The sequence below is a fragment of the Ruegeria sp. AH3 genome (assembly GCF_056536265.1).
The window spans coordinates 902,475-928,626 of the sequence record NZ_JBQFJL010000001.1 but is presented as its reverse complement, the minus strand read 5'-3'; the positions used below and the strand labels follow the sequence as shown (position 1 = coordinate 928,626).

The 26,152-nt window shown below is 59.3% G+C and carries 30 protein-coding genes; 15 read left to right on the top strand and 15 right to left on the bottom strand.

What is annotated here, in order from left to right; genetic code table 11:
• The first annotated feature begins 38 nt into the window (after positions 1-38).
• A complete protein-coding gene (locus ACR3EM_RS04615) occupies positions 39-716 on the top strand; it encodes an orotate phosphoribosyltransferase (RefSeq protein WP_480469637.1) in 678 nt (225 codons plus the stop codon).
• A 201-nt stretch (positions 717-917) separates the two neighbouring features.
• Positions 918-2,408, top strand: coding sequence for a replicative DNA helicase (locus tag ACR3EM_RS04610; RefSeq protein WP_480469636.1), 1,491 nt, complete (start codon positions 918-920; stop codon positions 2,406-2,408).
• Positions 2,409-2,411: 3 nt separating this feature from the next.
• Here the strand turns inward: ACR3EM_RS04610 and ACR3EM_RS04605 are convergent, their stop codons facing one another.
• A complete protein-coding gene (locus tag ACR3EM_RS04605) occupies positions 2,412-2,993 on the bottom strand; it encodes a GNAT family N-acetyltransferase (protein ID WP_480469635.1) in 582 nt (193 codons plus the stop codon).
• 264 nt (positions 2,994-3,257) lie between these two features.
• Here ACR3EM_RS04605 and alr point away from each other — a divergent pair, with 264 nt between their 5' ends.
• The 3 genes from alr to ACR3EM_RS04590 are packed head-to-tail and all read left to right on the top strand — an operon-like array spanning position 3,258 to position 5,814.
• Entirely contained in the window at positions 3,258-4,292 is a 1,035-nt protein-coding gene (gene alr / locus ACR3EM_RS04600; RefSeq protein WP_480469634.1) for an alanine racemase, read from the top strand.
• The gene (locus ACR3EM_RS04595; protein WP_480469633.1) at positions 4,289-5,071 is read left to right on the top strand and encodes an MlaE family ABC transporter permease; all 783 of its coding nucleotides are present in this window, start codon (positions 4,289-4,291) and stop codon (positions 5,069-5,071) included. Before alr ends, ACR3EM_RS04595 begins: the two co-directional genes overlap by 4 nt.
• Positions 5,068-5,814, top strand: a complete 747-nt coding sequence (locus ACR3EM_RS04590) for an ABC transporter ATP-binding protein (protein ID WP_480469632.1) — start codon at positions 5,068-5,070, stop codon at positions 5,812-5,814. Before ACR3EM_RS04595 ends, ACR3EM_RS04590 begins: the two co-directional genes overlap by 4 nt.
• Here ACR3EM_RS04590 and ACR3EM_RS04585 read toward each other — a convergent pair.
• Entirely contained in the window at positions 5,811-6,239 is a 429-nt protein-coding gene (locus ACR3EM_RS04585) for a thioesterase family protein (protein WP_170470693.1), read from the bottom strand. The genes ACR3EM_RS04590 and ACR3EM_RS04585 overlap by 4 nt on opposite strands.
• A gap of 104 nt (positions 6,240-6,343) precedes the next feature.
• On the opposite strand from ACR3EM_RS04585, the gene ACR3EM_RS04580 reads away from it, so the two are divergent.
• Both ACR3EM_RS04580 and ACR3EM_RS04575 read left to right on the top strand, forming a co-directional pair.
• Entirely contained in the window at positions 6,344-6,796 is a 453-nt protein-coding gene (locus ACR3EM_RS04580) for a paraquat-inducible protein A (RefSeq protein ID WP_480469631.1), read from the top strand.
• A gap of 147 nt (positions 6,797-6,943) precedes the next feature.
• Positions 6,944-7,720: a DNA repair protein gene (locus tag ACR3EM_RS04575; RefSeq protein WP_480469630.1), complete on the top strand. Its 777-nt coding sequence runs from the start codon at positions 6,944-6,946 to the stop codon at positions 7,718-7,720.
• Positions 7,721-7,726: 6 nt separating this feature from the next.
• Here the strand turns inward: ACR3EM_RS04575 and ACR3EM_RS04570 are convergent, their stop codons facing one another.
• Positions 7,727-7,864 (bottom strand): hypothetical protein, encoded by a 138-nt coding sequence (locus tag ACR3EM_RS04570; RefSeq protein WP_480469629.1) that lies wholly within the window; start codon positions 7,862-7,864, stop codon positions 7,727-7,729.
• On the opposite strand from ACR3EM_RS04570, the gene radA reads away from it, so the two are divergent.
• The 5 genes from radA (at position 7,842) to ACR3EM_RS04545 (ending at position 13,163) form a co-directional block, all read left to right on the top strand.
• Positions 7,842-9,206: a DNA repair protein RadA gene (radA, locus tag ACR3EM_RS04565; RefSeq protein WP_480469628.1), complete on the top strand. Its 1,365-nt coding sequence runs from the start codon at positions 7,842-7,844 to the stop codon at positions 9,204-9,206. The two genes, ACR3EM_RS04570 and radA, sit on opposite strands and share 23 nt — an antisense overlap.
• A gap of 41 nt (positions 9,207-9,247) precedes the next feature.
• Complete coding sequence (locus ACR3EM_RS04560) at positions 9,248-9,820, top strand: CvpA family protein (protein ID WP_480469627.1); 573 nt, start codon at positions 9,248-9,250, stop codon at positions 9,818-9,820.
• Between the two features lie 644 nt (positions 9,821-10,464).
• Complete coding sequence (gene purF, locus ACR3EM_RS04555) at positions 10,465-11,985, top strand: amidophosphoribosyltransferase (RefSeq protein ID WP_480469626.1); 1,521 nt, start codon at positions 10,465-10,467, stop codon at positions 11,983-11,985.
• A 242-nt stretch (positions 11,986-12,227) separates the two neighbouring features.
• The gene (locus ACR3EM_RS04550; protein ID WP_480469625.1) at positions 12,228-12,476 is read left to right on the top strand and encodes a hypothetical protein; all 249 of its coding nucleotides are present in this window, start codon (positions 12,228-12,230) and stop codon (positions 12,474-12,476) included.
• Positions 12,477-12,518: 42 nt separating this feature from the next.
• The gene (locus ACR3EM_RS04545; protein WP_480469624.1) at positions 12,519-13,163 is read left to right on the top strand and encodes an SDR family NAD(P)-dependent oxidoreductase; all 645 of its coding nucleotides are present in this window, start codon (positions 12,519-12,521) and stop codon (positions 13,161-13,163) included.
• 62 nt (positions 13,164-13,225) lie between these two features.
• Here the strand turns inward: ACR3EM_RS04545 and ACR3EM_RS04540 are convergent, their stop codons facing one another.
• The 4 genes from ACR3EM_RS04540 to ACR3EM_RS04525 form a co-directional block, all read right to left on the bottom strand.
• A complete protein-coding gene (locus ACR3EM_RS04540; RefSeq protein WP_480469623.1) occupies positions 13,226-14,068 on the bottom strand; it encodes an ATP-binding protein in 843 nt (280 codons plus the stop codon).
• Positions 14,069-14,182: 114 nt separating this feature from the next.
• Complete coding sequence (gene tatC, locus ACR3EM_RS04535) at positions 14,183-15,061, bottom strand: twin-arginine translocase subunit TatC (protein ID WP_480469622.1); 879 nt, start codon at positions 15,059-15,061, stop codon at positions 14,183-14,185.
• A complete protein-coding gene (gene tatB, locus ACR3EM_RS04530; RefSeq protein ID WP_480469621.1) occupies positions 15,058-15,516 on the bottom strand; it encodes a Sec-independent protein translocase protein TatB in 459 nt (152 codons plus the stop codon). The genes tatC and tatB overlap by 4 nt, the downstream gene beginning before the upstream one ends.
• Positions 15,517-15,522: 6 nt before the next feature.
• Positions 15,523-15,738 carry a twin-arginine translocase TatA/TatE family subunit gene (locus ACR3EM_RS04525; RefSeq protein ID WP_480469620.1) on the bottom strand — a complete coding sequence of 72 codons (216 nt, stop codon included), beginning with the start codon at positions 15,736-15,738 and terminating at the stop codon, positions 15,523-15,525.
• 218 nt (positions 15,739-15,956) lie between these two features.
• Here ACR3EM_RS04525 and ACR3EM_RS04520 point away from each other — a divergent pair, with 218 nt between their 5' ends.
• Positions 15,957-16,262, top strand: a complete 306-nt coding sequence (locus ACR3EM_RS04520; RefSeq protein ID WP_480469619.1) for a hypothetical protein — start codon at positions 15,957-15,959, stop codon at positions 16,260-16,262.
• 21 nt (positions 16,263-16,283) lie between these two features.
• Positions 16,284-16,955: a helix-turn-helix transcriptional regulator gene (locus ACR3EM_RS04515; RefSeq protein ID WP_480469618.1), complete on the top strand. Its 672-nt coding sequence runs from the start codon at positions 16,284-16,286 to the stop codon at positions 16,953-16,955.
• A gap of 63 nt (positions 16,956-17,018) precedes the next feature.
• On the opposite strand, the gene ACR3EM_RS04510 is transcribed toward ACR3EM_RS04515, so the two are convergent.
• The 8 genes from ACR3EM_RS04510 to ACR3EM_RS04475 form a co-directional block, all read right to left on the bottom strand.
• Positions 17,019-18,179, bottom strand: a complete 1,161-nt coding sequence (locus ACR3EM_RS04510; RefSeq protein WP_480469617.1) for a peptidoglycan DD-metalloendopeptidase family protein — start codon at positions 18,177-18,179, stop codon at positions 17,019-17,021.
• 63 nt (positions 18,180-18,242) lie between these two features.
• Positions 18,243-18,893, bottom strand: a complete 651-nt coding sequence (locus ACR3EM_RS04505; protein ID WP_480469616.1) for a protein-L-isoaspartate(D-aspartate) O-methyltransferase — start codon at positions 18,891-18,893, stop codon at positions 18,243-18,245.
• Complete coding sequence (gene surE / locus ACR3EM_RS04500) at positions 18,890-19,672, bottom strand: 5'/3'-nucleotidase SurE (RefSeq protein WP_480469615.1); 783 nt, start codon at positions 19,670-19,672, stop codon at positions 18,890-18,892. Before surE ends, ACR3EM_RS04505 begins: the two co-directional genes overlap by 4 nt.
• A gap of 120 nt (positions 19,673-19,792) precedes the next feature.
• Complete coding sequence (locus ACR3EM_RS04495; RefSeq protein ID WP_480469614.1) at positions 19,793-20,914, bottom strand: ABC transporter ATP-binding protein; 1,122 nt, start codon at positions 20,912-20,914, stop codon at positions 19,793-19,795.
• Between the two features lie 45 nt (positions 20,915-20,959).
• Complete coding sequence (locus ACR3EM_RS04490) at positions 20,960-22,006, bottom strand: methyltransferase domain-containing protein (RefSeq protein WP_480469613.1); 1,047 nt, start codon at positions 22,004-22,006, stop codon at positions 20,960-20,962.
• A 98-nt stretch (positions 22,007-22,104) separates the two neighbouring features.
• Positions 22,105-23,217: a hypothetical protein gene (locus ACR3EM_RS04485; RefSeq protein ID WP_480469612.1), complete on the bottom strand. Its 1,113-nt coding sequence runs from the start codon at positions 23,215-23,217 to the stop codon at positions 22,105-22,107.
• A 2-nt stretch (positions 23,218-23,219) separates the two neighbouring features.
• On the bottom strand, positions 23,220-23,999 hold the full coding sequence (locus ACR3EM_RS04480) for an SDR family oxidoreductase (RefSeq protein ID WP_480469611.1): 780 nt from the start codon (positions 23,997-23,999) through the stop codon (positions 23,220-23,222).
• A 70-nt stretch (positions 24,000-24,069) separates the two neighbouring features.
• Positions 24,070-24,432: a nuclear transport factor 2 family protein gene (locus ACR3EM_RS04475; protein WP_480469610.1), complete on the bottom strand. Its 363-nt coding sequence runs from the start codon at positions 24,430-24,432 to the stop codon at positions 24,070-24,072.
• Between the two features lie 109 nt (positions 24,433-24,541).
• On the opposite strand from ACR3EM_RS04475, the gene ACR3EM_RS04470 reads away from it, so the two are divergent.
• On the top strand, positions 24,542-26,146 hold the full coding sequence (locus ACR3EM_RS04470) for a peptide chain release factor 3 (protein ID WP_480469609.1): 1,605 nt from the start codon (positions 24,542-24,544) through the stop codon (positions 26,144-26,146).
• Positions 26,147-26,152 lie beyond the last annotated feature (6 nt).

Below are 26,152 nucleotides of genomic sequence, written 5' to 3'. Positions count from 1 at the left end.
TCAGCCTGCGACACCCTTCCAGCCCAGAGGTTTGCGCCATGATCCCCAGTTCCTTCCCCGACAGCACCGAAATCGCCCGCCTGACCGCACGGATGCTGCTGGAGATCAAGGCTGTTCACTTCAACTCGCGCGAGCCGTTCACGCTGGCCAGCGGTCTGCCCAGCCCGACCTATATCGATTGTCGCAAACTGATCTCATACCCACGCATCCGCTCGACCCTGATGGACTTTCTGACCATCACCGTGATGCGCGACGCAGGCTTTGAGGCGTTTGACAACATCGCTGGCGGCGAAACTGCAGGCATCCCGTTCGCGGCCATGGTCGCCGAGCGGATGGCCCTGCCGATGACCTATGTGCGCAAGAAGCCCAAAGGCTATGGCCGCAACGCCCGTATCGAAGGCGCGATGAGCGAAGGTGAACGCGTTCTGCTGGTCGAGGATCTGACAACCGATGGCGGCTCGAAACTATCCTTCGTGGATGCGATCCGCGAAACGGGTGCGACCTGCGGGCATACGGCCGTGATTTTCTACTACGGTATTTTCCCCGAGACCGAGAAGACGCTGGGTGACCACGGCGTGAAGCTGCACTCCTTATGCACCTGGTGGGATGTTCTGGCCGAGGCCAAGGCGCAAAAGGCCTTTGACGAAGAGACCCTTAGCGGTGTCGAAGCCTTCCTGAGCGACCCGCGCGGGTGGCAAGAAGCCAACAAAAGTTGACGTGGCGACAACTGTTTTCAAACTGGAAACAGAGGTCGCGCGACAGGCACCAATCGCACAATATGTTGACGCTCGACCCCATCTTGCTTCAATATGCAGGGGTCGGGAGATATTCACAACCTATCCCCAAAAACATACAATTTGCCCCGACTCGCAGGTCTAAGCTATGGACCTTGTCCCATGGGGACGATGAGAGCAGCAATGAACGAGATCAGTAGTATCGAGCAGGCAGCGGCACAGATTCAGAATCCGGAAACCATGCCGCATTCGATCGAGGCCGAGCAGCAACTTCTGGGCGCGATTCTGACAAATAATGATCTCTATGACAGGGTCGCCTCGATCATCGGGGCCGAGCATTTCTATGATCCGGTTCATGCCCGCATCTATGAGGTGGCAGCCACACGTATAGCCAAGAATGCGCTGGCCTCACCCGTGACGCTGAAATCCTTCATGGCCGAAGACGAGGGCCTGAAAGAATTGGGCGGCCCGGCCTATCTGGTCAAACTGGCCGGAGCCTCGATCAGCGCCTTTGCCGTGCATGACTATGCTCAGATGATCTATGACCTCGCCATCCGGCGCGAGTTGATCCGGCTGGGTCGCGACATCTCGGACAAGGCAGCACGGGTCGATGTATCCAGTGAGCCCAAGGAACAGATCGTCGAAGCCGAGCAACAACTTTACCAGCTGTCCGAGCAGGGCCAGACCGAACAGGGCTTTCAATCCTTCCTCAAGGCGGTCACAGAAGCCGTCAACGTCACCAACGAGGCTTACCAGCGCGGTGGCGGCATGGCGGGGATTTCCACCGGTCTGGCCGACCTGGATAAGCAGCTTGGGGGTCTGCATCCGTCCGACCTGATTATTCTGGCGGGGCGCCCATCGATGGGGAAAACCTCGCTGGCGACCAACGTGGCGTTCAATGTGGCCAAGGCCTATAAACGCGGCACCAAGCCGGATGGTTCAGAGGGTGCCATTGACGGCGGCGTCGTTGGGTTCTTCTCGCTCGAAATGAGCGCCGAGCAGCTGGCAGGCCGGGTTCTGGCCGAAGCTTCCGAGATTTCCTCACACAAAATCCGGCAAGGCGACATGACCGAAGCCGAGTTCCGCCGCTTCGTGGACGCGGCCAAGGAACTGGAAGCTTGCCCGCTCTTCATTGATGACACCCCCGCCCTGCCGATCTCACAACTTGCCGCCCGCGCGAGGAGGTTGAAGCGGACGCACGGCTTGGACCTGCTGGTGATCGACTATCTGCAGCTCTGCCGCGGCATGGCCGACAATCGCGTGAACGAAATCGCCGAGATTTCGATGGGCATGAAGGCCATCGCCAAAGAGTTGAACATCCCGGTGATCGCGCTGTCTCAGCTCTCCCGTCAGGTGGAAAACCGCGACGACAAACGCCCGCAACTGTCTGACCTGCGGGAATCAGGCTCGATCGAACAGGACGCTGACGTGGTGATGTTCGTGTTCCGCGAGGAATATTACAAGGAACGCGAAAAGCCCGGCGATCACGAGCTGGAAAAGATGGAAGAATGGAAGCAGGCTATGGAACGCTTGCACGGCAAAGCCGAAGTCATCGTCGGCAAGCAGCGCCACGGCCCCATCGGCACGGTCGAGCTATCCTTCGAGGCACAATTTACTCGCTTCGGCAATCTGGTCAAACCCTGGCAACAGGACGGTCAGATCGAAGGGTACTGACGCCTACCAGAGCTCGGGCCGGTTCAACGCCTCAACACAATGCGACGCACCCTTGAGGGGTGTCATCTCGGCTTCGGTCAGAGATTGTGCCAACCAGCCGTGCGGATAGCTCAGCTTCATTGGAGCCTTTGCAAACGCCTCCGAGATCGGCTGGAAGCCGGTTTTGCCGTAATAAGCCGGGTCGCCATAGGTGAACACCATATCAACCCCCGCCTTACGTAACTGATCCAATCCATGCGTGATCAGCGCTTGCCCCACGCCACCCCTCTGATGTTCTGTGCTGACCGCGACCGGTGACAAGATAAACACCTGCCGAGCGTCCTGATCAAAGCGTAGACGGGACAAGCAGATGCAGCCCAGCAAAGCGCGCCCTTTTACCGCTGAATACGCATAGAGTTCGCCATCCGGCGTGGTCGTGATCAGGTCATGCACCAGTGACCCGATCAGCTTGCCTTCGTCTGCACCTTCCGAAGCGGTAAAAACGGCAGTGAAAAGCGCCACAATATCGGCTGCGCGCTGGTCGTGACCAGATATGAACTGGATGGCCATGTTGATGCCTCTCATTCCCATGTAATCGGTGGGCATAGCGCCCATGCCCCGTGTGGCAATGCAACCGGCACATCGGTTTGCTCAACAACCCGCGTGAAAAACATGAACGATAGGCCCCGCCAACGCGTTTTAACACTGATGTGAATACAATCCGATACCTTTTGCCGCTTTGCGACAAGTCGCGCAAATCCTTGGATTTATTGGCCTCGCGGCGCGGCGATATCATATCGATACATGAAACCCGTTTTCAAATCACCATTCCCTCTTGACCTTGGAACGGGCAATGTCTTGAACGGGATCATGAGTACTGCACGTTTAACGATCAATCTGCACGCGCTCGCCCACAATTGGCGCGCGCTGGATGCAAAGACGGAAGTCGAAACCGGCGCCGTGGTCAAGGCTGACGCCTATGGTCTGGGCGCGGAACCGGTTGCCTGGGCGCTGGCTGAAGAAGGCGTGCGCAAGTTTTTTGTCGCTGCTGCCGAAGAAGGCGCCATCGTTCGCGAGGCCGTGGGACCCGAGGCACTGGTTGCCGTGTTCTCTGGCCATATGGAAGGCGATACCGATCTGCTGCGCCACCATAATCTGACTCCGCTGATCAACTCCCCCGAGCAGTTCAAACGTCACCTCGAGGCGCTGCCGGATCATCGTTTCGGCATCCAGCTGGACAGCGGAATGAACCGTCTGGGCCTGGAACCGGCGGACTGGGCCGAACTGCGGCACAAAGCGTTGGAACTTGATCCACTGGTGGTGATGTCTCATCTGGCCTGCGCGGACGAACCCGACCATCCGATGAACCGCCAGCAGCTCAACACATTCAAGCAGATGACCGACGGGGTTGAAGCCCCCCGCTCGCTTGCCGCAACCGGGGGCACTCTGCTGGGGCCTGAATTCCACTTTGACTTCTGCCGTCCGGGCATCGGTCTCTATGGCGGGATGCCCTTTGCCGGAGCCAAGCCGGTGGTGACTGTTGATCTTCCGGTGATTCAAGTGCGCGACGTCGCGGTGGGTGAGACCGTGGGCTACGGCAACAGCTGGACCGCGCGCCGCCCGTCCAGGATCGCAACCGTCGCGGCGGGTTATGCCGATGGGCTACATCGTGCCATCGGCGGCGGCATTGATACATTCGCTGGTGATCAGCCCTGCCCGGTGGTAGGACGTATCTCGATGGACCTGATCACCGTGGATGTTACCGACTTGCCGTACAAACCTGATCGCCTGCGTATCCTGAACGGGCACCAAACCGTCGATGATCTGGCCGAGGCCGCCGGAACCATCGGCTATGAAATCCTGACCTCGCTCGGCAGCCGCTATTCCCGAGGCTACGTGGAATGAACCCCATCTCATTGCTGGGTGAGCTGGGACGCGCCATCCTGAACATGCTGGCCGCGTTTGGCCGCGTCGCGCTGTTCGCGCTCGACGCGGTTTCGCATATTTTCCGCCCCCCGTTTTATCCGCGCGAATTCGGCATCGCCCTGCTGAACATCGGCTGGCTGTCCCTGCCCGTGGTTGGCCTGACCGCCATTTTCACCGGCGGCGCGCTGGCGCTGCAGATCTACGCAGGCGGCGCGCGTTTCAATGCTGAGGCCGTGGTGCCCCAGATCGTCGCCATCGGCATGGTGCGGGAGCTTGGCCCGGTGCTGGTCGGCCTGATGATCGCCGCCCGCGTGACGTCTTCGATCGCCGCCGAGATTGCGACGATGAAAGTGACCGAGCAGATCGACGCTCTGGTCACTTTGTCCACGCACCCGATGAAATACCTCACCGCCCCGCGCGTGCTGGCCGCCCTAATCACCGTCCCGGCGCTGGTCGGGGTCGGAGATATCATTGGCATCGCAGGCGGTTACACCGTGGCCACGCAAAATCTGGGCTTCAACCCAGCGGCCTATCTAAAAAACACCGTAGACTTCCTTGAAACCCGCGACATCGTCTCGTCGCTGGTCAAAGGGGCCGCCTTCGGCGTCATCGCCGCCATCATGGGCTGCTACTACGGCATGTCCTCGGGCCGCGGCGCGCAGGGCGTGGGCCGCGCCACCAAAGGTTCGGTCGAGGCCGCCGCCGTGCTGATCCTCGCCGCCAATTTCGTACTCACAGGGGTGTTCTTCTCGCTATGATCCGGATGGAGAACGTACATAAGGCCTTTGGCGACAATCACGTGTTGCAAGGCATGAACCTTGAAATTCCCAAGGGTACCTCGATGGTCATCATTGGCGGTTCGGGCACCGGCAAATCCGTGGCACTGAAATGCATCCTCGGCCTGATCAAGCCTGACAGCGGCATGATCTATGTCGACGGCAAGGACGCCCAGAAAGGTGACCGGGATGCGTTTCTGGCGCGTTTCGGCATGCTGTTTCAGGGTGCTGCGCTGTTTGACTCCCTGCCCGTCTGGCAAAACGTCGCCTTCCGCCTACTGCGCGGCTCGCTGAAACGCCCGGCGGATGAGGCGCGCGAAATCGCCATCGAAAAACTGCGCCGCGTCGGTCTGAAATCCAACGTCGCCGACCGCTTCCCCGCCGAGTTGTCAGGCGGCATGCAAAAGCGCGTCGGCCTCGCCCGCGCCATCGCCGCCGAGCCCGAGATCATCTTCTTTGACGAGCCCACCACCGGCCTCGATCCCATCATGTCCGGCGTCATCAACGACCTGATCCGCGAGATCGTGACCGAGATGGGAGCCACTGCGATGACCATCACCCACGATATGAGTTCGGTCCGCGCGATTGCCGACAACGTGGCCATGCTGCACGGAGGCGTGATCCAGTGGACCGGCCCGGTCAGCCAGATGGACGCCTCGGGCGATCCCTATGTGGAGCAGTTCATCAGCGGGAGTGCAGAGGGGCCGATTGAGGCAGTGCGCTAATCTTTCTCACTCACTAGCCAGTTTTTCGCGCTCGCGACAACCTCATCTGGAAGCAATTCGGCTTTTCGAGATTCGAGATTTAACAAGACGCATTTGAACACTGTTGAGAATACAGTTTTTCTGTCGGCAGAGCGCAGCAATCTGTGTCGGAAGGTGACCGACTTCCCGCCTATCTCGAGTACCTCACTCTCCATCTGAATAGCCTCCCCCGCTCGAAGTTCGGCGAGGAAACTACTCTCCGCATGTACCACCGCAAATGATAGCTTCCGTCCCGAACGCATATCGTCTGCGTTCAATCCCATCTCCGATTGGATAGCAAACACCGAATCTGAGCAAGCCGCAAAGTACCGCGAGACATTCATATGCCCCAGAAAATCGCAATCCGAAGGATCAACAATTGACTTGAAAGCCACAAAAGCTGGCATCTGAGGTCTCCCCACTGACAAAAACGAGTTTGAATTCTTGAATTAAGCTAACACATAACTGAAACGCGTCGCCCGATAGGCGGCGGAACACCTAAAAAGTACATATGACCCTCCGCCTCGCCACCCTTTCACTCCTGATCCTCTACCCCATCGCGTGGTTCGCCCCGCTGATGCGCGCAGGGCTCTTGCCAATCTTCGGCCTCAGCGAAATCAGCGTCATCACCGGGCTCCAGTCCTTGTGGAAATCCGACATCTTCCTCGCGCTGATCGTCACCGTATTTGCCCTCTTCGCGCCTTACGTCAAAACCATCGGCACCGCGCTGATCCAATGGAACCTGCTGGACCCGCGCGTTCAGCCTGCGTTGAACATCCTCGGCAAGTTGGCGATGGCCGATATCTTCCTCATCGCGCTCTACATCACGCTGGCCAAGGGCATCTCATACGCTACCATCGAAACAGCCTGGGGCCTTTACCTGTTCACCGGCTGCATCCTCGCTTCGTTGACCCTAGGTCACATTACAGAGATGACATCTGGATCACGAAAACCTCAGACGTAATTGATTGAAAACGCATTTCTGAGTATCTTTATGATATTTCGAGCAGCAACGTGTTTGTAGTTCACGGGTCCTCAGCGGACCAGATCGTGCTTGATTGTCGTCCGCTTTGATCCGGTTTCGTATCGGTTAAAGAAGGAGATCGACATCATGGCCGCCCTTCACTCTATCACATTGCAATTTCAGAATGCCTTATTGAAACTGACATTTTTCCTGATCTGCGCCGCCGCATTATTCGCGGTCACGACAACTGTTTTGTCCGCCTTCGGTATCCTGCCGTGGCTGTCCCTGCAGGCTGGCCTCAGCGGTGGTGCCGCGATAGACGCTGGTCCCTACGTTCAGATCGGCCTGACCGCGCTGATCCTTATGCTGACCTTCTATCTGCCCTCAAGCGCCCGAATGATGGCGCTGGAGCGGACGCACCGCAACTTCTCTCTCAACATGGGCGATGTGGCCAGTGCCTACCAACTCGCCCATGCTGCCGACCGCAACGGCACCTTCGCGCTGTCATCCGAATTCGACGCAGTGAAAGAGCGTATGGCCTTCCTGCGCGACCATCCCGATCTTCAGGGGTTAGAGCCACAGGTGCTGGAACTGGCCGCACAGATGAGCCAGATCAGTCAGGAACTCGCCGAAACCTACGGGGATGCCAAAGTCGAACGCGCTCGCGCCTTCCTGCGGCAACGGCAGGAAGAGGTCGAGCAATTTCAGCATCGGATCGAAGATGCCCAGACCATTCAGCACGAGCTGCGGCAATGGACCCGCGATATCGAGATCGAAGAATCCATAGCCAAATCGCAACTCGCCCGCCTCAGGGATGAGCTGTTCGACCTTCTCCCCGAACTTTCAGCGCAGTTGCAATCCCCCTTAGACGACAAGACACCCGCCAGCGTGGTGGCCATGACCCCCCCTCGGGCCGCGGAATAGGCGCTTTCAGCGCCCGCCGCAGAGGATGGCCCGCAGGGCCTGACGATGCGGCGCACCCCCGGCGGTGAGGAAAGCCCGCAAGGGCTTGAAGAACCGCCCCGCCTCGGGCACGAAGGGCGGCATGGCAAAGACACAATCCTTCACCTGCTCCGCCTGCGGTGCCTCACATACAAGATGGTCGGGTCGCTGCGATGCGTGCGGCGAATGGAACACCATTGTTCAGGAAGCGCCCCTCTCGGCTGGACCGGCCAAGAAATCGCTCGGCGGGAAACGCGGCCAGTCCATCGCGCTCACCGACCTCTCGACCGAGGAAACACCTCCGCCCCGCACCCTCTGCGGCGTAGAAGAACTGGATCGCGTCCTTGGCGGTGGCCTCGTCCCCGCCTCGGCCCTGTTGGTTGGTGGAGACCCCGGTATCGGCAAATCCACCCTTCTTTTGCAGGCGGCCGCCCGCTTTGCTCGCAATGGGATCAAAACCATCTACGTCTCGGGTGAAGAAGCCAGTGCGCAGGTTCGGATGCGCGCACGCCGGTTGGGTCTGGAGGAATCGCCCGTCCAACTGGCCGCCGAGACCAACCTGCGCGACATCCTCACCACGCTAGAGGCCGAAAAACCGGGCCTCGCCATCATCGACTCGATCCAGACCATGTGGGCTGACAATGTGGACAGCGCGCCGGGCTCGGTCAGTCAGGTCCGCGCCGCAGCGCATGAACTGACGACATTTGCCAAACGCCACGGCGTGTCAATCATCATGGTCGGCCATGTCACCAAGGAGGGCCAGATCGCAGGCCCTCGGGTGGTCGAACATATGGTCGATACCGTACTCTATTTCGAAGGTGAGCGCGGACACCAGTTCCGCATCCTGCGCGCGGTCAAGAACCGCTTTGGCCCGGCGGATGAGATCGGCGTATTCGAGATGACGGGCAAGGGTCTGGCGCAGGTTACCAACCCTTCGGCCCTGTTCCTGTCGGAACGCGGCACACCCAGCCCCGGATCAGCCGTCTTCGCAGGCATCGAAGGCACCCGCCCCGTGTTGGTCGAACTGCAGGCACTGGTTGCGCCCTCGCCCCATTCGCAGCCCCGACGCACGGTGGTGGGATGGGACAGCGGGCGGCTCGCCATGATCCTCGCCGTACTCGAAGCCCGTTGCGGCATCCCCTTTGCCGGGCTCGATGTCTATCTCAACGTGGCCGGAGGGTTGAAAGTCTATGAACCCGCCGCAGACCTCGCGGTTGCCGCCGCACTGCTCAGCGCCCGCGAAGATACCGCCCTGCCTGCCGATACTGTGGTTTTCGGAGAAATCTCGCTGTCGGGGGCACTTAGACCCGCCCCACAAACCGAAAACAGGTTGAAAGAAGCGCAAAAACTTGGTTTCACAGCGGCAATTGCTCCGGCGGGTGGCAAAACCGGCACTGTGGCAGGTCTGACACTCACCCGACCCTCTGATTTGGTGGGGTTTGTTGGCGAAACCTTCGGAGCAGGTTAAGGTCGCGCCCCGAGGGGCAGTAAAAAGAACAGGCGAGGGCCATGGAAGGTTTTACAATAATTGACGGGGTTGTCGCCCTGATCATCGTGCTGTCAGGCCTTTTGGCCTACTCACGCGGTTTCATGCGCGAGGTTCTGGCCATCGCGGGCTGGGTCGCCGCCGCCGTTCTGGCATTCATCTTCGCACCGCAAGCCGTGCCGCTGGTGAAAGAGGTCCCGGTGGTCGGAGAGTTCCTGCGCGACAGTTGCGAGCTTTCGGTTATTACCGGCTTTGCTGCGGTCTTCGCAATCGCTCTGATCGTGGTTAGCATTTTTACACCGCTGTTCTCATCGCTGGTGCAACGCTCGGCGATTGGCGGGCTGGATCAGGCGCTTGGGTTCTTCTTCGGCATTGCACGCGGCATCCTGCTGGTTGCGATTGCGTTCTTTGTCTACGACACCGTGATGACCGGTCAGTCCTATACAATCGTCGACGAAAGCCGCTCGGCCAAAGTGTTCGAACAGTTCAGCGGTAAAATCGAAGAACAAAACCCCGAAGCTGCGCTGGGTTGGGTCACCGCCCAGTATGAACAGCTGGTTGCCAGCTGCACCGCAGACAGCGCGTCGGAAGGCTGAACGCAGTCAAACTGAACTGATGAAAGCCCGGCTTCGACCGGGCTTTTTCATGCCTAGGCCGCAGGGATCAAACGAACCCTTCTCCACCGCAGATATTGCACCGGATGCTTTTCAGCCCAAAACACCCGTCGCACCGGCTTGAGATAGGTTTGCCGAATTGGTCGCGACTCTTGACCACCTCGCCGCTGCCTTTGCAGATCTCACAGGGTGCGCGGCCGGCCCCGCGACAGCGATGACACCGCCGTTTGACGGGTTCTTCTTTTGGCCTGTTCTGTTTGTGTTGCCACATAGCTGTGCTCCACCCAGTGTTGCCAGAGTGTCTGCAAAAACACTCGCGAACATATGACAGCATAGGTCTGCCCATTTGTCATCCCAAACCCACGGCATGTACAAATCTCGCCTGTGGCAAATCACAAATGTGATCCTTTGATGACACACGCATCGTTTGGCATTATGTGGAGGCCGTACCGAGATGGAATCGGAGCTGCCGATCTTGCTGTATCTGTTTTCTTTCGCACTAGCCGCCCTCGCGCTTGTGCCTGTTTGCCGCCTGAGCGGTCAACAACACCACATTCGGATACCGACCCGCAGCCGACCCGACCGAAACGCCAGCCAGAACAAGTCATAGAAATTGGAGCCCGTGTATGTGTGGGATATTGGGGATCGCAAGCCGGACACATGATGTCTTTGCGGAAATCTATGACGGGTTGCTGATGCTGCAGCACCGGGGTCAGGATGCCTCAGGCATCGTGACCTATAATGGTGAATTCTTCCGCGAGAAAAAGGCCAACGGCCTCGTCAAGGATGTATTCAACGCCAGCGACGCCGAAACCCTGCTGGGTAAGGTCGGCATGGGCCATGTGCGCTATCCCACCGCAGGCTCGCTCAGCGCGGCCGAGGCGCAGCCGTTTTTCGTGAACGCCCCTTATGGCATCTACCTCGTCCATAACGGCAACATCACCAACACCGAAGAACAGCGCGAGAAGGTCACGGCCAAGTACAGCCGCCACCTGCGCACCACGTCGGATTCCGAGGTCCTGCTGAACGTGCTGGCCGACAAGGTCGCTGATGCGATCAAGGTGAATGGCAACGCCGACCCGATCCGCAACCTGTTTGCCGGCGTGAAAATGACGATGGAGCGCATTCAGGGCGCCTATTCGGTGATCTGTCTGGTCGCCGGCGTCGGCATGCTGGCCTTCCGTGATCCCTATGGCATCCGGCCTCTTTCAGTGGCGAAACGCGAGGCACCGGGCGTTGGGGATGATTATGCTTTCGCCTCGGAAGATGTGGCCTTTGGCATCAACGGGTTTGATAAGCTGCGCGACCTGCGCCCCGGCGAGGCGATTCTGATCGATCTTGACGGCAACATGCATGAGTTCCAAGCCGTCGAAGGCAAGCTGACCCCTTGTATTTTCGAGTATGTCTACCTGGCGCGGCCAGATTCCTTGCTGGATGGCGTATCGGTCTACAAGACCCAGATGCGGATGGGCCAAACGCTGGCAAAGCAAATTCAAGACTCGGGCCTTCAGATCGATCGGATCATCCCCGTTCCAGACAGCGCCCGCCCTGTCGCGCTCGAAGCAGCCAAGATCACCGGCATTCCTTACCGCGAGGGCCTGGTGAAGAACCGCTATGTCGGCCGCACCTTCATCATGCCCGGTCAGGAAGAACGGCAGAAATCCGTGCGCCGCAAACTCAACGCGGTGCCGTTGGAGTTCGACGGGCATAACGTGTTGCTGATCGACGACTCGATTGTGCGTGGCAATACAATCAAGAAGATCGTCCAGATGTGCCGCGAGGCCGGTGCAAAGAAGGTCTATATCGCCAGCGCCTCACCGCCGGTGAAATATCCCAACGTCTATGGCATCGACATGCCCACCAAGGCCGAATTGGTTGCCAATGGCAAAGAGATCGAAGAAATCCGTGAGGAACTGGGCGCAGATGCGCTGTTCTATCAGCATCTCGACGATCTGATCTGGGCCGCCAAGGAAGGTAACCCCGAGATCGAAGCCTTCGACTGTTCCTGCTTTGACGGAAACTACATCACCGGGGTGAACGAGGACTATCTGGACAGCCTCGAAAACAGCAGCCGGGTCAGCAAGAAGCGTGAGGATATGCAGGTGGTCGGCAGCTCATGGAACGCGGCGAAACTGGCCTCGGGCTGAACGTTGTCTGACAGGCAATCCATTGAGCGATGGCATAGAAGGCCAGTTGCGGCTTGGCTATAAGTGCTCTCGGTCAAAATCCGCTCATCATTTTTGCTGAGTCCACAGCGGCTTGCCCGGGTGGCATTTCTGCTCCCCCAAATGTGAACATAACGGCTCTTTAGCTCCGACATAGCCCATGTTACGCGGCGCCTCGAACCACTCACTATACGGGGTCGGGGCGCATAGCCCGACCGCAGATCATGGCAAATACAACGGTCAAAAGCGCAGCCACGCAGCGGGGTGCGTTGAAGAAGAATTCGGTTTCGGTCCTGGGCGTATTTGGCCCAAAGGCCGAACTGCAGGCTCTGGTCCGATTGTCTTCGGGGCGGGTTAAGAAGGTGAAACCCGGCGGTCGGCTGGGTTCTGGTCGCGTGATGGCGATTGATGAACAGGGCGTTGTGCTGCGACAAAGCGGCCAGAACCGCCGGATCGACATTCCCGGCGGTTGATCCTGACTTGACGCTTTGCGCGGACGGGTTCAAACCCCCCTCATGACCGATCAGACCAAAATCGCCCTGATTACCGGGGCCTCGCGCGGGTTGGGCGCGGCGCTGGCCGAAGCCCTTTCCCCCGACTATCACATCGTCGCCGTCGCCCGTACCCAAGGCGGGCTGGAAGAACTGGACGACCGCATTCAGGCCAAAGGCGGCTCGGCCACCCTGGCCCCGATGGACATCGCCGATCCCAACGCGATGGCAACGCTGTGCCGGGGTATTCATGACCGCTGGGGCAAGATCGATCTGTGGCTGCACACGGCGATCCACACCTCGGCACTGACGCCTGCGCATTTTGTTGATCCGAAGGAATGGGCCAAGGCCATTAACACCAATGCGACGGCCACCTCGGTTCTGATCCCGTATGTGACGCCCTTGCTTGGCGATGCCGGCCATGCGGTGTTCTTTGATGACCCGAAAGCGGGCGAGAAGTTCTATGGTATCTATGGCGCCACCAAAGCAGCACAGATGGCGCTGGCGCGCAGCTGGGCGGCTGAGACGGCGCGGACCGGTCCGCGCGTATCGATTTTTGAGCCTGCCCCGATGCCCACAGCCGTGCGCGCGCGGTTCCATCCCGGTGAGGATCGGGATGTGTTGACCAGCACTGCGGATGAGGCGGCGCGTATTCTGGCGCAGCTATAGGGGATGGCCCTTGCGGGCCATGCCTCCGGCGGGGATATTTTTGGCCAGATGAAGCGGGCGGATTACGCGATATGAACGCCGTTGCGCCCGGCGAGGTCGACGAAGAATTGCCAGGCCACGCGGCCCGAACGCGAACCGCGGGTGGCTTGCCATTCGATGGCCTCGGCGCGCAGGGTTTCCGGATCGACCTTGACGCCGTGAGCGGCGCAGTAGCGGTCGATCATGGCGAGGTATTCGTCCTGATCGCAGGGGTGGAAGCCCAGCCACAGACCGAAACGATCGGAGAGTGAGACCTTTTCCTCGACCGCCTCAGACGGGTTGATGGCGCTGGAGCGTTCGTTTTCGATCATGTCACGCGGCATCAAATGGCGGCGGTTCGAGGTGGCGTAGAACACCACATTCTCAGGGCGGCCTTCGATGCCGCCGTCCAGTACCGCCTTGAGCGACTTATAATGCTGATCATCGTGGCTGAATGACAAATCATCACAGAACAGGATGAACCGGTGCGGCGCAGAGCGCAGGTGGTTCAGCAGGCGCGCGACCGAGGCCATATCCTCGCGCTGCAGTTCCACCAGTTTCAGGTCGGGATGCTCATCCTGCAGCGTGCCATGGACGGCTTTGACAAGGCTGGATTTGCCCATTCCGCGCGCGCCCCAGAGCAGCGCGTTATTGGCCTTGTAGCCAGCCGCAAAGCGGCGTGTGTTATCCAGCAGAGTGTCACGAGACCTGTTGATCCCCACCAGCAAATCCAGATCGACCCGATTGACCTTAGTGACGGGCTCCAGCCGGTCGGGTTCGACATGCCAGACGAAGGCCGGGGCCGCGTTGAAATCAGGTGTAGCCAAGGGCGCAGGCGCCACTCGTTCCAACGCGTCTGCGATGCGGTTCAAGGCTTGATCGTCCATCGGCTCCTCCGGGGTGTTTTGCGGCGTTCAACCATGTTCCGCGCGGCACAACAAGAGCAGCGCATGAAAAAGGCGCGCCGGTTCAGGGTGCGCCTTTTCAGATCCTGCAGCGGATTACTTGGTCTCTTCGTAATCCTGCATCATGTCTGCGTCTGCCTCGGCTTCTTCATCGTCATAGTAGCCATCGGCCCGCAGCTGTTCTTCGCGCTTTTTCTCGACACGAGCCACAAGGAATATTGAGATCTCATAAAGCCCGTAAACCACCACAAAGAGGATGATTTGAGTGATCACGTCCGGCGGCGTCACGATCGCTGCCAGCACCAGAATGCCAACCACCGCATATTTGCGCACTGCGCCTAGACCTTCGGCGCTGACCAGGCCTGCCTTGCCCATCAGTGTCAGCAATACGGGCAGCTGAAAGCACAAACCAAAGGCGACGATGAACTTGATGGTTAGGTTCAAATATTCCTGCGCCGAGCCCTGAAATACCACGCTCAGCGGAGCGGTCGTGCCTTCGGCAACGGCCTCCCCTTCAGCGCCAAACTGTTGGAACCCAAGGAAGAAATCATAGGCCAGCGGCGTGACGACATAGAACGCAAAGCTTGCCCCCAGCAGGAACATGAAGGGCGAGGCCAGCATGAACGGCAGAAACGCGTTCTTTTCCGATTTGTACAATCCCGGCGCCACGAACCGCCACATCTGCATCCCAATATAGGGGAACGCCAGAATGAAACCGCCCAGCAACGAGACCTTGATGGCGACAAAGAAGCCTTCCTGCGGCGAGATGAAGATCAGCCCGCAATCCTGCCCACGCTCGGTCAGCACCTCACACAAAGGCTGCGTGAGGAAGTTGAACAGCGGCGTGGCCACGGTGAAACAGATGATCATGCCGATCAGGAACGCCACAACGCAGTGGATCAGCCGTGTGCGCAACTCGGCCAAATGCTCGATCAATGGTGCCGAGCTGTCCTCGATCTCGTCGGTCTTGGTCATGTCTTGCTTTCGGTTTTCAACGCCGCTTCGGCCTCTTCCGCCTTGGCGAGCGCATCCGCAGCTTCCTTGGCCTTGCGTTCAGCGGCAGCACGGGCGGTCGTGGCCTGAATCTTCTTGGCTTGTTCGGCCCGTTCGGTGGCCAGCTTGCCCGTTTCGCTGTCAGGGTCGAACTTGGTCGGATCGATGGACTTGGCTACGTCACGGGCAGCTTCGTTGATGCCGTCCATCGCAGAGCCCACCGGATTGGTTGCCGCCTTCAGGCCCTTCTTGATCTCGTTGACGCCAGCCTCATCCGCCGCCTCGTTCATCGCGGTGCTGAACTCGCGCGCCATACCGCGCGCCTTGCCGACGAACCGTCCGACATTGCGAAACAGCACAGGCAGGTCCTTCGGCCCCACCACGATCAACGCGACGATGCCGATGACCAAAAGCTCTGTCCAGCCCAGATCAAACATCTAGGCTCAGACCTTGTCTTTGTCGGTCTCAGGGGTGACGTCTTTGGCCAGATCGGATGCGTCCTGTTCCAACTCTTCCGAGCCGTCCTTGACGCCCTTCTTGAACGCGGTGATGCCCTTGCCCACTTCACCCATCAACGAGCTGATTTTGCCGCGGCCAAACAGCACCAGAACCACAACGGCGATCAGCAGCAGGCCGGGAAGGCCGATATTGTTGAGCATGTCTTGTCTCCTTCTACGTCGGCGCAGCGCGCCGGGAATATGTCTCGCCTCGTGTCTACGCCTGCGCGCGCGCCAGCAAAAGTGCGGCAGGCAGAATCTGCGCGCGAATTTGAACGGATCGCGCATTTTTTGCGGGCTGGCTTTTCACAACTGACAGGTTTATGTCAGTTGTAAAGCCCTAGAAAGACGATATCGAAACCTGGTCAACGGAGAACCACATGACCCATGTCGCAGAAATCGTCACCTTCACCCTCACCGACGGCACCACGCCAGAGGAATATGTGAAACTCAGCCAGGCGTCCGAGGCCTTCGTGCGCGCCGCCCCCGGCTTTGCGCACCGTCAACTCAGCCAAGGCGAGGATGGCCGCTGGACGGATTATGTCGTCTGGACCGATATGAAATCCGCACAAGACGCTGCCGCCGCCTTCATGCAGCAGGATTGCGCCGCTGCGATGATGGCGGTGATCGACCCCGACAGTGTCCAGATGCGCCATGAGAATGTGCTATGGAACATGACCGCCTAAACGCGGTCCGGACGGCGTGTCATGCGCCGCACTGACCGCCTGTTCGACATCATCCAGATCCTGCGCGACGGCAAGCTGCACCGCGCGCAGGATATCGCGGACCGGCTCGAAGTGTCGGTCCGCACGATCTATCGCGACATGGATACGCTGGTGGCCTCGGGCGTTCCGGTCGAAGGCGAACGTGGCGTGGGTTACATGGTGCGCGAACAGATCACCCTGCCCCCGCTGAACCTGACACCGGCTGAACTAGAGGCGTTGAACCTCGGCATGGCAATCGTGGCCGAGGCTGCTGATCCTGATCTCAAATCCGCCGCCGAATCTCTGGCCGAAAAGATTGATGCCGTCCTGCCCACTCAGGTCATTGCCGAGGCCGACAGCTGGAAATTCGCCGTCTATCCCTTTGCCGATGCCACGCGCGGGCTGGCCCATATGGCTCCGATCCGCGCCGCGATCAAATCACGCCAGAAACTGCATCTCAACTACCGCCGCATAGACGGCGCCCTGACAGATCGCACGATCCGCCCGCTGCACATGGAATACTGGGGACGCGTCTGGACCCTCACCGCCTGGTGCGAACTACGCGATGCCTTCCGCGTCTTCCGCATCGACCTGATCGAATCCATCAGACCGCTGCCGGAACTCTTCACCGACGAACCCGGCAAACGGCTCAGCGACTACGATCCTTACGCGTGATCCGCCCTTCATCTGGCCCTAAATATCCCCGCCGGAGGCATGGCCCGGAACGGGCCATTCCGGTCATTTCAGATAGGGTTCCGGGTCCACCGACTCAAAGCCCTGGCGCACCTCAAAATGCACATAAGCATTGTCGCCACCGCGCAGGGCAGCGAGCTTCTGGCCCCGACGTACCCGATCACCTTTCTTGACGGTGATATTGTCGACATTGGCATAAACCGTCAGCAAGTCGTTGTTGTGCTTGACCACAATGATCGGAACCTGATCCGCATCTGCAGTGATCGCGGCAACCGTCCCCGCCTCGGCCGCCTTGACCGTAGTACCGGGTGCGGCTGCAATATCGATGCCCTCGTTCTTACCCTTCTCATAGGTACGAATGATGGTGCCACCCACTGGAAGCGCCAGAGCTGATGTTCCAGAATTGGTGGGTGCTTCGGCGGTGACATCCGGCGCAGGCGTGGCGACGGCAACCTTCTCATCCGGAAGGGGTTGCGTTGCACTGGGCGGCGTCGGTGTAGGAGAGCCCTCGCCCGGCTGTGTCACCGCGGTCGCCGTGGCAGCCGGTGCGGCAGCACGCGGCGCTGGCTGGTTCTTGACCGGGATCAGCAGATACTGGTCCTCGCGCACCGCGAAATCCGACCCCAGCCCGTTCCACTCGGCCAGCGACTCGACCGACACCTGATACAGGCGCGAAATCGTATAGGCCGTCTCACCCCGCTTGACCTTGTGCCGGATCGGCTCGGGCCCCGACGGCGCGGGAGCTGGGGCGGTCTGAACGGGTGCCAGGGCAGTGGTTTGAACGGAACCGGTATCCGGTGCCTCATCAATCGCGGTGCCGGCAATGGACGCAATGTCTACACCGCTCCCGCCGCCACCGACCGAGCGTGGCAGGGCCAGAACTTCCCCATCCCGCAACGAGTCGTTGGGTTGCAACCCGTTGAACCGGGCCAACTCGGCCACCGGCATGCCGATGCGGCTGGCCACATCGCCCACCGTGTCGCCCCGGCGCGCCACGGCAACCTGATAGTTGGGATAAGTGATCACGCCACGCGCATCGGGTGTGGGTCGGCTGGCGGTCGCGGCCAGCGCGGCGTCAGTGGTCGAAAATCCGCCGACATTGCCGCGCAGGTCATAATCGAACGGCCCTTCGCACCCGGCCAGAATTGTCAGGGCGGCCACACCTGTCGCACAGCGACGCATTGCTGATTTAGAAACTGCTCTCATTATACTGTCCTCAACACCTGCCCCTGTTCTTCGGGGTTCCAGCGTATAACTCTGAATATACCTTTAAACTCCGTCTTTTCCCAGCCCCTCCAACAAGGGCACGAAACGAACGGGTAAGAGTTCGTCATAGTCCAGTCCGGTTTCGGTGCGTGTCACACGGATCAAGGTCTGAACCGCATCCGATTGTCCCACCGGCAACACCATGATACCGCCGATTTTCAACTGCGCCAAGAGCGGCCCGGGCGGGTCCTCGGCGGCTGCGGTCACAATGATACGATCAAACGGAGCCTGCTCGGGCAAACCAAACGAACCATCCGACAACATCGCGGTGACATTGGTGAGGCCCATTTCCCGAAACAGCTGCCCGGTTTCGCGTACCAGCCGCGTGTGCCGTTCCACTGTATAAACCCGCCGCGCCAGCTTGGACAGGATCGCCGCCTGATAGCCCGACCCGGTCCCGACCTCCAGCACCGTGTCCCGAGGGCTCACCTTCAACGCCTGCGTCATCAACCCCACGACCGAGGGCTGGCTGATCGTCTGCCCGCAGGCAATCGGCAGCGGCGTATCCTCATAGGCGCGCTTAGCAAACAAACCTTTGACAAAGCGTCCCCGGTCCACCTGCTCCATCGCCGCCAGCACGCGCGCGTCAGTCACCCCGCGCGAGCGCAGGGCAAACAGAAACTGCATGGTGGTTTCCGCGCTTGGTCCTGTCATTCGATGACCTTCAACGCCTCAAGTGCGTCATGCGCCGTCAGATCGGCCCGCATCGGCGTGACCGAGATGTATCCATCCAGATTCACCGCCGCATCCGTCCCGGGTGCAGTCGGGTTGTGCTGATACCCACCTTTGATCCAAAGGAACCTGCGGCCCGAGGGCGAGCTGTGCGGCTCGACCGAGAAATGAGTATCGCGGCGGAATCCTTGTGACGCCACCCGAGTACCCAGAACCTCATCGGCTGGAACCGGTGGAAAGTTCACATTGTAAAACAGCCGATAATCGCCCTGTGCCTGCGGTGTTGCATCCAGAATGCGGCGGATCAGCGCCGCGCCATGGCGGGCCGCAGCCTCAAAGGGATCGTCCAGACCCAGATTGCGCGGACCGAAGAACTGCGACAACGCTATTGCAGGAACACCCTGCAAAGCCGCTTCCATTGCGCCGCCCAACGTACCGGAATACAATGCATTTTCCGCCGAGTTATTACCTCGGTTCACACCGGACAAAACCAGATCGGGCGGCGTATCTTTCATCACGTCATGCAGCCCCGCCAACACGCAATCCGCCGGAGAGCCCTCGGCCGCAAACCGGCGCTCACCCAGCTTGGCGACCATCATCGGATGCGTATAGCTGATGCAATGGCCTACCCCTGATTGCTCGAAGGCCGGGGCCACAACCCAGATCTCTCCGACAGGCCTGGCCAGCTCTTTGGCTATCGCTTCAAGCACGATAAGGCCCGGCGCGTTGATGCCGTCATCATTTGTCAGAAGAATGCGCATGCCCGGTCCACCCCTGCGTTTCGCCCTTGATAGACCCGCCCCAGCGCTGCGGCAAGCGACCGTCGGGCCCAATCTGCGGCATTCGCGCACCACTCGGACGGAAATCGTGGTCTTAAGGCCTCAGGCTGGGAATACAAAGCACCGATCGCGGCGGATGGTCAGCCACATGACGCGCCCCTCTTTCGGCACAAAGACATTCGGAACCGTCGCTTTCAGGATCGATCCGTCATAGTCCATCCGGAACTCGACAAGACTTTCATTGCCCAGAAACCGAGCTCTCTCGACCACGCCGCGTGCAGCCACGCCATCAGTCGGCGTGGGCATCGGACCTTTGCCGTTGCGATCAAAATCCAGTTTCACGTGTTGCGGTCGAAAAACGATTTCGACATCGGTTCCATCCGGCACGCCCGGTGCCAGAAAGCGACCAAAAGGAGTTTGCGCCAGCGCTCCATTAACCTGCGCCTGCAGAACGTTGACATCACTGAAGAATGCCACGGCGGCCTTGTCCGCGGGGCGGGTATAGACGTTATACGGCGCGCCCTGCTGCACGATCTTACCGCGCCGCATCAATGCGATTTCATCGGCCATCCGCATCGCCTCTTCCGGCTCATGCGTGACCAGCAGAACGGCGGCGTCTTCTTCCTTGAGAATCGCCAGCGTCTCATCCCGGATCCCGTCCCGCAAACGGTTGTCGAGGCCCGAGAATGGCTCATCCATCAACATGATCCGTGGACGTGGCGCGAGGGCACGGGCCAACGCCACCCGCTGCTGCTCCCCGCCCGAAAGCTGATGCGGGAAGCCATCGATGAAGCGCATCAGGTCGACCTTGGTCAGCAATTCTTCAACCCGTACACGCTTTTCGTCTTTACTGCCCTTCAGGCCAAAGCCCACATTGTCGGCGACGCTCAGATGCGGAAACAGGGCAAAGTCCTGAAACATCAGGCCGATCTCACGCCGCTCGGGTGGCACCCGGAACACTGTGTCGCAGATCAGCTTGCCATCGACATAGATCTCGCCCGAGGTCTGCATCTCAACCCCAGCGATCATCCTCAAGGTGGTCGACTTACCACAGCCCGACGGCCCCAGCAGACAGGTGACCTGCCCCGCCTGCACCGTCAGCGAGACATCATCCACAACGGTCCGCCCGCCAAAGCGCGCCACTATATTGCGGATCTCCAGTCGCGGAGGAGTTGTCGTCACGTTCACCGATAGACCCCGTAGCCTTTTCCCGATCAAATCCATCGGGCTTAGGCGGGGATAACAACCCCGCCCCTCAGGCGCAAGGCGTCAGCAACACCCGGTGGACGCTGTGTCGCCCTCGACAACAAACGGGCTGTCGCCACCGCAACCTTCGAAGATGCCGTAATGGGTCGAGAAATCGCCGATGAACTCAAAATGCCGGGCAAAGCGTGTATCCTGCAGCATCATCCAGGTGTTGCCGCAGACAGGAAAGACCTTACCGGCCTCAATGGCGTGGTGATCGTCCAGCACGAACTTATGCGGCGCATGGGGAATCGTGCCCTTGTAAATCACGGCTTGACCATAATCTTCGCAAGCGGGTTCCAGCCCGGATAGTTTGAACAAACGGTAAGTTGCCGAGATAAAGCTCAAAGGCGCAATGCGTTGTTCCAGAACCGGATTTTCAATGGTCAGCGGTCGATGCGTGACCCGGCGCGGGTCGCCAAAACCCGCATTGCGCGACATCGACAGAAAGTCATTCCAGTAAAGCGCACCTGACAGACATTCGCCGTACAAAACTTCATCCTCGGCCATCGCCTTGGGCACCCGGCGATCAGCATAGACGTCCGAGAAATACATCTCGCCGCCCTCTTTCAGCAACCGATGCGCACCGCGCAGAACCGCGGCTTTGTCGGTCGCCAGATTGATCACGCAGTTGGACACGATGATATCGAAGCTTCCGGGTTCTAAATCCAGCTCATCCAGCTTTTCGATATAGCCGTGGTGGAATTCGACATTGCCGGATGAATGCCCAAAAGCCTTGGCGTGGAACTCCTGATGCGCGCGCGCCACGTCCAGTTGCTCGGGCGTCATGTCCACTCCCACAACGCGACCCGTCTCACCCACCATCGCAGACAAAGCATAAACGTCCCGCCCTGCGCCACAGCCCAGATCAAGGATGCTCATCCCCTCAAGATCCAGCGGAGCAATCAATCCGCAGCCATAGTAACGTGTCAGCACATCGTCATGAATTTGCGACAAAATTCCTTTGACGTGATCCGGCATGTCATCCGGAGTACAACACGCGTTCGTCTGCAAATCGGCGCTACCCTGAAGCACTTCGCCATAGTAGTTCTGCACAGCCTCATGCTTCATCTGAGCATTCCTTCTTTCCATCGATTGCACAGCAGCTAATGCCACCCCATACGGGCCGCAATCCAGAGGCGGTTGATCTGACGAAAGCGTGACCCAACTCAGGCCAAAAGCTCAAACGGAACGCTTGCGCGAACACGTCCATTCACCTGTATTTCCAACCGATGCGGACCGGGCACCAGTTTGAAGGTGGTTGCATTGCCTTTGAGCTTATGAAGCTTCGACAGCGTCAGCGTGCCGTCCACAAGAACTGTTTGTTTGAGCTTATGAACCTTGGGTGAGACTTTGCCCCCAGGCCTCTGAAAGTGAATGATATAATCCACCAGAACCGGTTGTTCTGCTGCACCCGCGAGCGTGGTCGAAAAGTCCAGCGCTTCCCCGATCCGGACCTCTCCGTTCACCTGAACATCAACCGATATATCGGCCTCGGGGTCATATCCCAGCGCTGTCATCGCACCCGGATGGCCCGATTTCACCAATCCCCGCAATGCATGCGACGTCATCCACGACAACTCATCCCCGGATTGCTGCCCGCCGTTTCGCCAGCTCTGCAATCGCTCCAGCACCAGATCGGGGTTTTTCTTGGTGATATCATTCAGGTGATTGGCCACCGACCGCGTGACATAGCGCGTCTGGTCACCATGCAACCGATCCAGCAGCGGCAGCGGATCAGACAGGTCCAACCCAATCCCCTGCCCCCAAGGCAACCGAGGTCGCGTTCCTTCACTGACCAGTCGGCGGACATGATAGCTGGAATGCCCGCACCAGTCCTGCATCCGCTCCAGCACCAAATCGGGATGCCGATTCAGAAACGGGCGGATAGCCCATTCCATCGAGAACCTCTGGGTCAGTTCCTCAATCACGTCCAAAGCCAGTTCCGGATGATCCAGCCCGACCGAGACCACCCAATCGCCCAAAGGCGCAAAGATGAAGTCGCCGAAATCGTCATCCGTCTTGTCGGGATCAAGCGGGGCCGGCAATGCGCGAAGGATCACCGGCGCGACCTGTGACAGATCACCCGGAACGGCCTGTTGCAGGCATTCAGCGATCCAGACCATCCGTTCCTTCAATTCGAGACCCGGCAGGCGTGACATCACCTGCGCCTCAAACGCCGAGGCATCGAAGCTCGTCTCAACGTCCAAAAACAAGCCGCTGAGATAACTCACTTTTTCGGCGTTGAATAACTGATCCTTGAGCGAATAACCCTGCGCCATGATTACATCGTCAGATTGGTGCCGCCGCCATCAAGCAGGATATTCTGCCCGACGATAAACCCGGCATGCTGCGAGCACAGGAAGGCGCAGGCCGCCCCAAACTCCTGCCGCGTGCCATAGCGCCGGGCCGGGATCGTTGCGGCGCGCTCGGCCCGAGCGTCCTCAATCGAGATATTCTTCTGCAGCGAAACATTGCTGTCCAGCGCATCGGCCCGGTCGGTGGCATGAATACCCGGCAGAAGGTTGTTGATGGTCACACCATGAGGCGCCACCTGACGTGAGGTGCCCGCAACATAACCGGTCAATCCAGTCCGCGCTGCATTGGACAGGCCCAAAACGGCAATCGGCGCGCGAACGGATTGCGAAGTGATGTTCACCACCCGGCCCCAGCCCTTGTCCATCATCCCCGGCAGCAGGGCCTTGATGAACGCAATCGGCGTCAGCATGTTGGCATCCAGCGCTTTGATGAAATCGTCCCGTTCCCAGTCCGACCATAGTCCGGGCGGAGGCCCACCCGCATTTGTCACAAGGATATCAACGTTCTGTGCTGCTTCGATCACCTGCGCCTGGCCCTCAGCCGAGGTCACATCACAGGCCACCGTCTGCACGTCGATATCATATTCAGCCCGCAACCGCGTCGCCTCGGCCTCAAGCGCTTCGGCCCCGCGCGCGTTCATCACCAGATCGACTCCGGCCTCGGCCAATGCTTCGGCACAGCCCAACCCCAAGCCTTTGCTGCTGGCACAAACCAGCGCGCGTTTTCCGCGTATTCCCAGATCCATTCTGATCCTCCCCAAATCTTCCGCACATCTAGCACCGGCCCGCAGAGGAAGACCAGAATGTATAGCTTGCTCAGTAGAAGAACTCTTCCCGAACGATTTTGCCATCGGCCACGTGATAGACACCGACCTCTTTCATATCAAAGTTTTCGCCGGTTTCTTTCACCTTGCCTTGCACCTCGAAGATCACGGCAAAGCGATCCTCGCCATGCGGGTACGGGCCACTGACCGACGCGCCTGTCACCTCATGCGCGCCCTCCCACCATTCATGCTTGCCACGAATGGCCTCAACACCATGCGTTTCGCGCCCCATACCGGCAAAATCCTGACCCTCAACCGAAACAGCATCAGGCGCGTAGAGCTTCCCGAGGTTTTCCTTGGCCCGATTCTCGCGGCATCCGGCAACCAGTTCTTCTGAGATTTCTTTCAAATTCATTGATTCACTCCATCATTTGTTCACTATATGTTCTTATTGCCATAAGGCCACGATTCGATCCACCCCCTTTGTCTTGCCTCGGCAGGTTTCCCCGCCTATACGCGCCCCTATGCTTGATACCTCGAACCAACCCACCCTGCCGCCCGAGATCGCCCGACGCCGGACATTCGCCATCATCTCGCACCCCGATGCGGGTAAGACGACGCTGACGGAAAAGTTCCTGCTGTACGGGGGCGCGATCCAGATGGCCGGTCAGGTGCGCGCCAAGGGTGAAGCGCGGCGCACGCGCTCGGACTTCATGCAAATGGAGAAGGATCGAGGTATCTCGGTCTCCGCCTCGGCAATGTCGTTCGACTATGGGGATTTCCGGTTCAACCTTGTCGACACCCCCGGCCACAGCGATTTCTCGGAAGATACCTATCGCACGCTGACCGCCGTGGACGCAGCCGTGATGGTAATCGACGGTGCAAAAGGTGTGGAAAGCCAGACGCAGAAGCTGTTCGAGGTCTGCCGTCTGCGCGATCTGCCGATCCTGACCTTCTGTAACAAGATGGACCGCGAAAGCCGCGATACGTTCGAGATCATCGACGAAATTCAGGAGATGCTGGCCATCGACGTCACCCCTGCCGCATGGCCCATTGGCGTGGGACGCGACTTCATCGGCTGTTATGACATGCTGCGCGACCGGTTGGAGCTGATGGACCGCGCCGACCGCAACAAGGTGGCAGAAAGCATCCAGATCAACGGCTTGGACGATCCCAAGCTGGCCGAACACGTACCCGAGCATCTGCTGGAACAGCTACTGGAAGAGGTCGAGATGGCGCGCGAACTGCTGCCCGCGCTTGACCCTCAGGCGGTTCTGGAAGGGCACATGACTCCAATCTGGTTCGGCTCGGCCATCAACTCGTTTGGTGTCAAAGAACTGATGGAAGGCATCGGAGCCTATGGCCCGCAACCTCAGATTCAATCCGCCGAACCCCGCCAGATCGCACCGGACGAAAAGAAGGTCGCGGGCTTTGTCTTCAAGGTGCAGGCCAATATGGACCCCAAGCACCGCGACCGGGTGGCTTTTGTCCGCATGGCATCGGGCCATTTCAAGCGCGGCATGAAGCTGACCCATGTGCGGTCAAAAAAGCCCATGGCAATCTCGAACCCCGTCCTGTTCCTCGCCTCTGACCGCGAACTCGCGGAAGAGGCATGGGCCGGGGACATCATCGGTATTCCGAACCACGGCCAGCTGCGCATCGGTGACACGCTGACCGAGGGCGAAGCGCTGCGCGTGACCGGCATCCCATCGTTCGCGCCGGAACTGCTGCAGACGGTTCGCGCAGCGGATCCGTTAAAGGCCAAACATCTTGAAAAAGCGCTGATGCAGTTTGCCGAAGAAGGTGCCGCCAAGGTATTCAAACCCTCAATCGGTTCGGGCTTTATCGTCGGCGTCGTCGGCGCGCTGCAATTCGAAGTGCTCGCCAGCCGGATCGAGATGGAATATGGCCTGCCCGTGCGGTTCGAAGCATCTCAATTCACCTCGGCCCGCTGGGTCAGCGGTGAGAAGGTAGAGGTCGAAAAATTCGTCAACGCCAACAAGCAGCACATCGCAAATGATCATGATGGCGACATCGTCTATCTGACCCGGCTGCAGTGGGATATCGACCGGGTGGTGCGCGACTATCCGGCGCTCAATCTGACCGCGACCAAAGAAATGATGACCTAATCGGCG

Coding starts and splice junctions, on each gene's coding strand:
- ACR3EM_RS04615 (WP_480469637.1), top strand. CDS start 39: ATGATCCCCAGTTCCTTCCCCGACAGCACCGAAATCGCCCGCCTGACC.
- ACR3EM_RS04610 (WP_480469636.1), top strand. CDS start 918: ATGAACGAGATCAGTAGTATCGAGCAGGCAGCGGCACAGATTCAGAAT.
- ACR3EM_RS04605 (WP_480469635.1), bottom strand. CDS start 2,993: ATGCCCACCGATTACATGGGAATGAGAGGCATCAACATGGCCATCCAG.
- alr (WP_480469634.1), top strand. CDS start 3,258: ATGAGTACTGCACGTTTAACGATCAATCTGCACGCGCTCGCCCACAAT.
- ACR3EM_RS04595 (WP_480469633.1), top strand. CDS start 4,289: ATGAACCCCATCTCATTGCTGGGTGAGCTGGGACGCGCCATCCTGAAC.
- ACR3EM_RS04590 (WP_480469632.1), top strand. CDS start 5,068: ATGATCCGGATGGAGAACGTACATAAGGCCTTTGGCGACAATCACGTG.
- ACR3EM_RS04585 (WP_170470693.1), bottom strand. CDS start 6,239: ATGCCAGCTTTTGTGGCTTTCAAGTCAATTGTTGATCCTTCGGATTGC.
- ACR3EM_RS04580 (WP_480469631.1), top strand. CDS start 6,344: ATGACCCTCCGCCTCGCCACCCTTTCACTCCTGATCCTCTACCCCATC.
- ACR3EM_RS04575 (WP_480469630.1), top strand. CDS start 6,944: ATGGCCGCCCTTCACTCTATCACATTGCAATTTCAGAATGCCTTATTG.
- radA (WP_480469628.1), top strand. CDS start 7,842: ATGGCAAAGACACAATCCTTCACCTGCTCCGCCTGCGGTGCCTCACAT.
- ACR3EM_RS04560 (WP_480469627.1), top strand. CDS start 9,248: ATGGAAGGTTTTACAATAATTGACGGGGTTGTCGCCCTGATCATCGTG.
- purF (WP_480469626.1), top strand. CDS start 10,465: ATGTGTGGGATATTGGGGATCGCAAGCCGGACACATGATGTCTTTGCG.
- ACR3EM_RS04550 (WP_480469625.1), top strand. CDS start 12,228: ATGGCAAATACAACGGTCAAAAGCGCAGCCACGCAGCGGGGTGCGTTG.
- ACR3EM_RS04545 (WP_480469624.1), top strand. CDS start 12,519: ATGACCGATCAGACCAAAATCGCCCTGATTACCGGGGCCTCGCGCGGG.
- ACR3EM_RS04540 (WP_480469623.1), bottom strand. CDS start 14,068: ATGGACGATCAAGCCTTGAACCGCATCGCAGACGCGTTGGAACGAGTG.
- tatC (WP_480469622.1), bottom strand. CDS start 15,061: ATGACCAAGACCGACGAGATCGAGGACAGCTCGGCACCATTGATCGAG.
- tatB (WP_480469621.1), bottom strand. CDS start 15,516: ATGTTTGATCTGGGCTGGACAGAGCTTTTGGTCATCGGCATCGTCGCG.
- ACR3EM_RS04525 (WP_480469620.1), bottom strand. CDS start 15,738: ATGCTCAACAATATCGGCCTTCCCGGCCTGCTGCTGATCGCCGTTGTG.
- ACR3EM_RS04520 (WP_480469619.1), top strand. CDS start 15,957: ATGACCCATGTCGCAGAAATCGTCACCTTCACCCTCACCGACGGCACC.
- ACR3EM_RS04515 (WP_480469618.1), top strand. CDS start 16,284: ATGCGCCGCACTGACCGCCTGTTCGACATCATCCAGATCCTGCGCGAC.
- ACR3EM_RS04510 (WP_480469617.1), bottom strand. CDS start 18,179: ATGAGAGCAGTTTCTAAATCAGCAATGCGTCGCTGTGCGACAGGTGTG.
- ACR3EM_RS04505 (WP_480469616.1), bottom strand. CDS start 18,893: ATGACAGGACCAAGCGCGGAAACCACCATGCAGTTTCTGTTTGCCCTG.
- surE (WP_480469615.1), bottom strand. CDS start 19,672: ATGCGCATTCTTCTGACAAATGATGACGGCATCAACGCGCCGGGCCTT.
- ACR3EM_RS04495 (WP_480469614.1), bottom strand. CDS start 20,914: ATGGATTTGATCGGGAAAAGGCTACGGGGTCTATCGGTGAACGTGACG.
- ACR3EM_RS04490 (WP_480469613.1), bottom strand. CDS start 22,006: ATGAAGCATGAGGCTGTGCAGAACTACTATGGCGAAGTGCTTCAGGGT.
- ACR3EM_RS04485 (WP_480469612.1), bottom strand. CDS start 23,217: ATGGCGCAGGGTTATTCGCTCAAGGATCAGTTATTCAACGCCGAAAAA.
- ACR3EM_RS04480 (WP_480469611.1), bottom strand. CDS start 23,999: ATGGATCTGGGAATACGCGGAAAACGCGCGCTGGTTTGTGCCAGCAGC.
- ACR3EM_RS04475 (WP_480469610.1), bottom strand. CDS start 24,432: ATGAATTTGAAAGAAATCTCAGAAGAACTGGTTGCCGGATGCCGCGAG.
- ACR3EM_RS04470 (WP_480469609.1), top strand. CDS start 24,542: ATGCTTGATACCTCGAACCAACCCACCCTGCCGCCCGAGATCGCCCGA.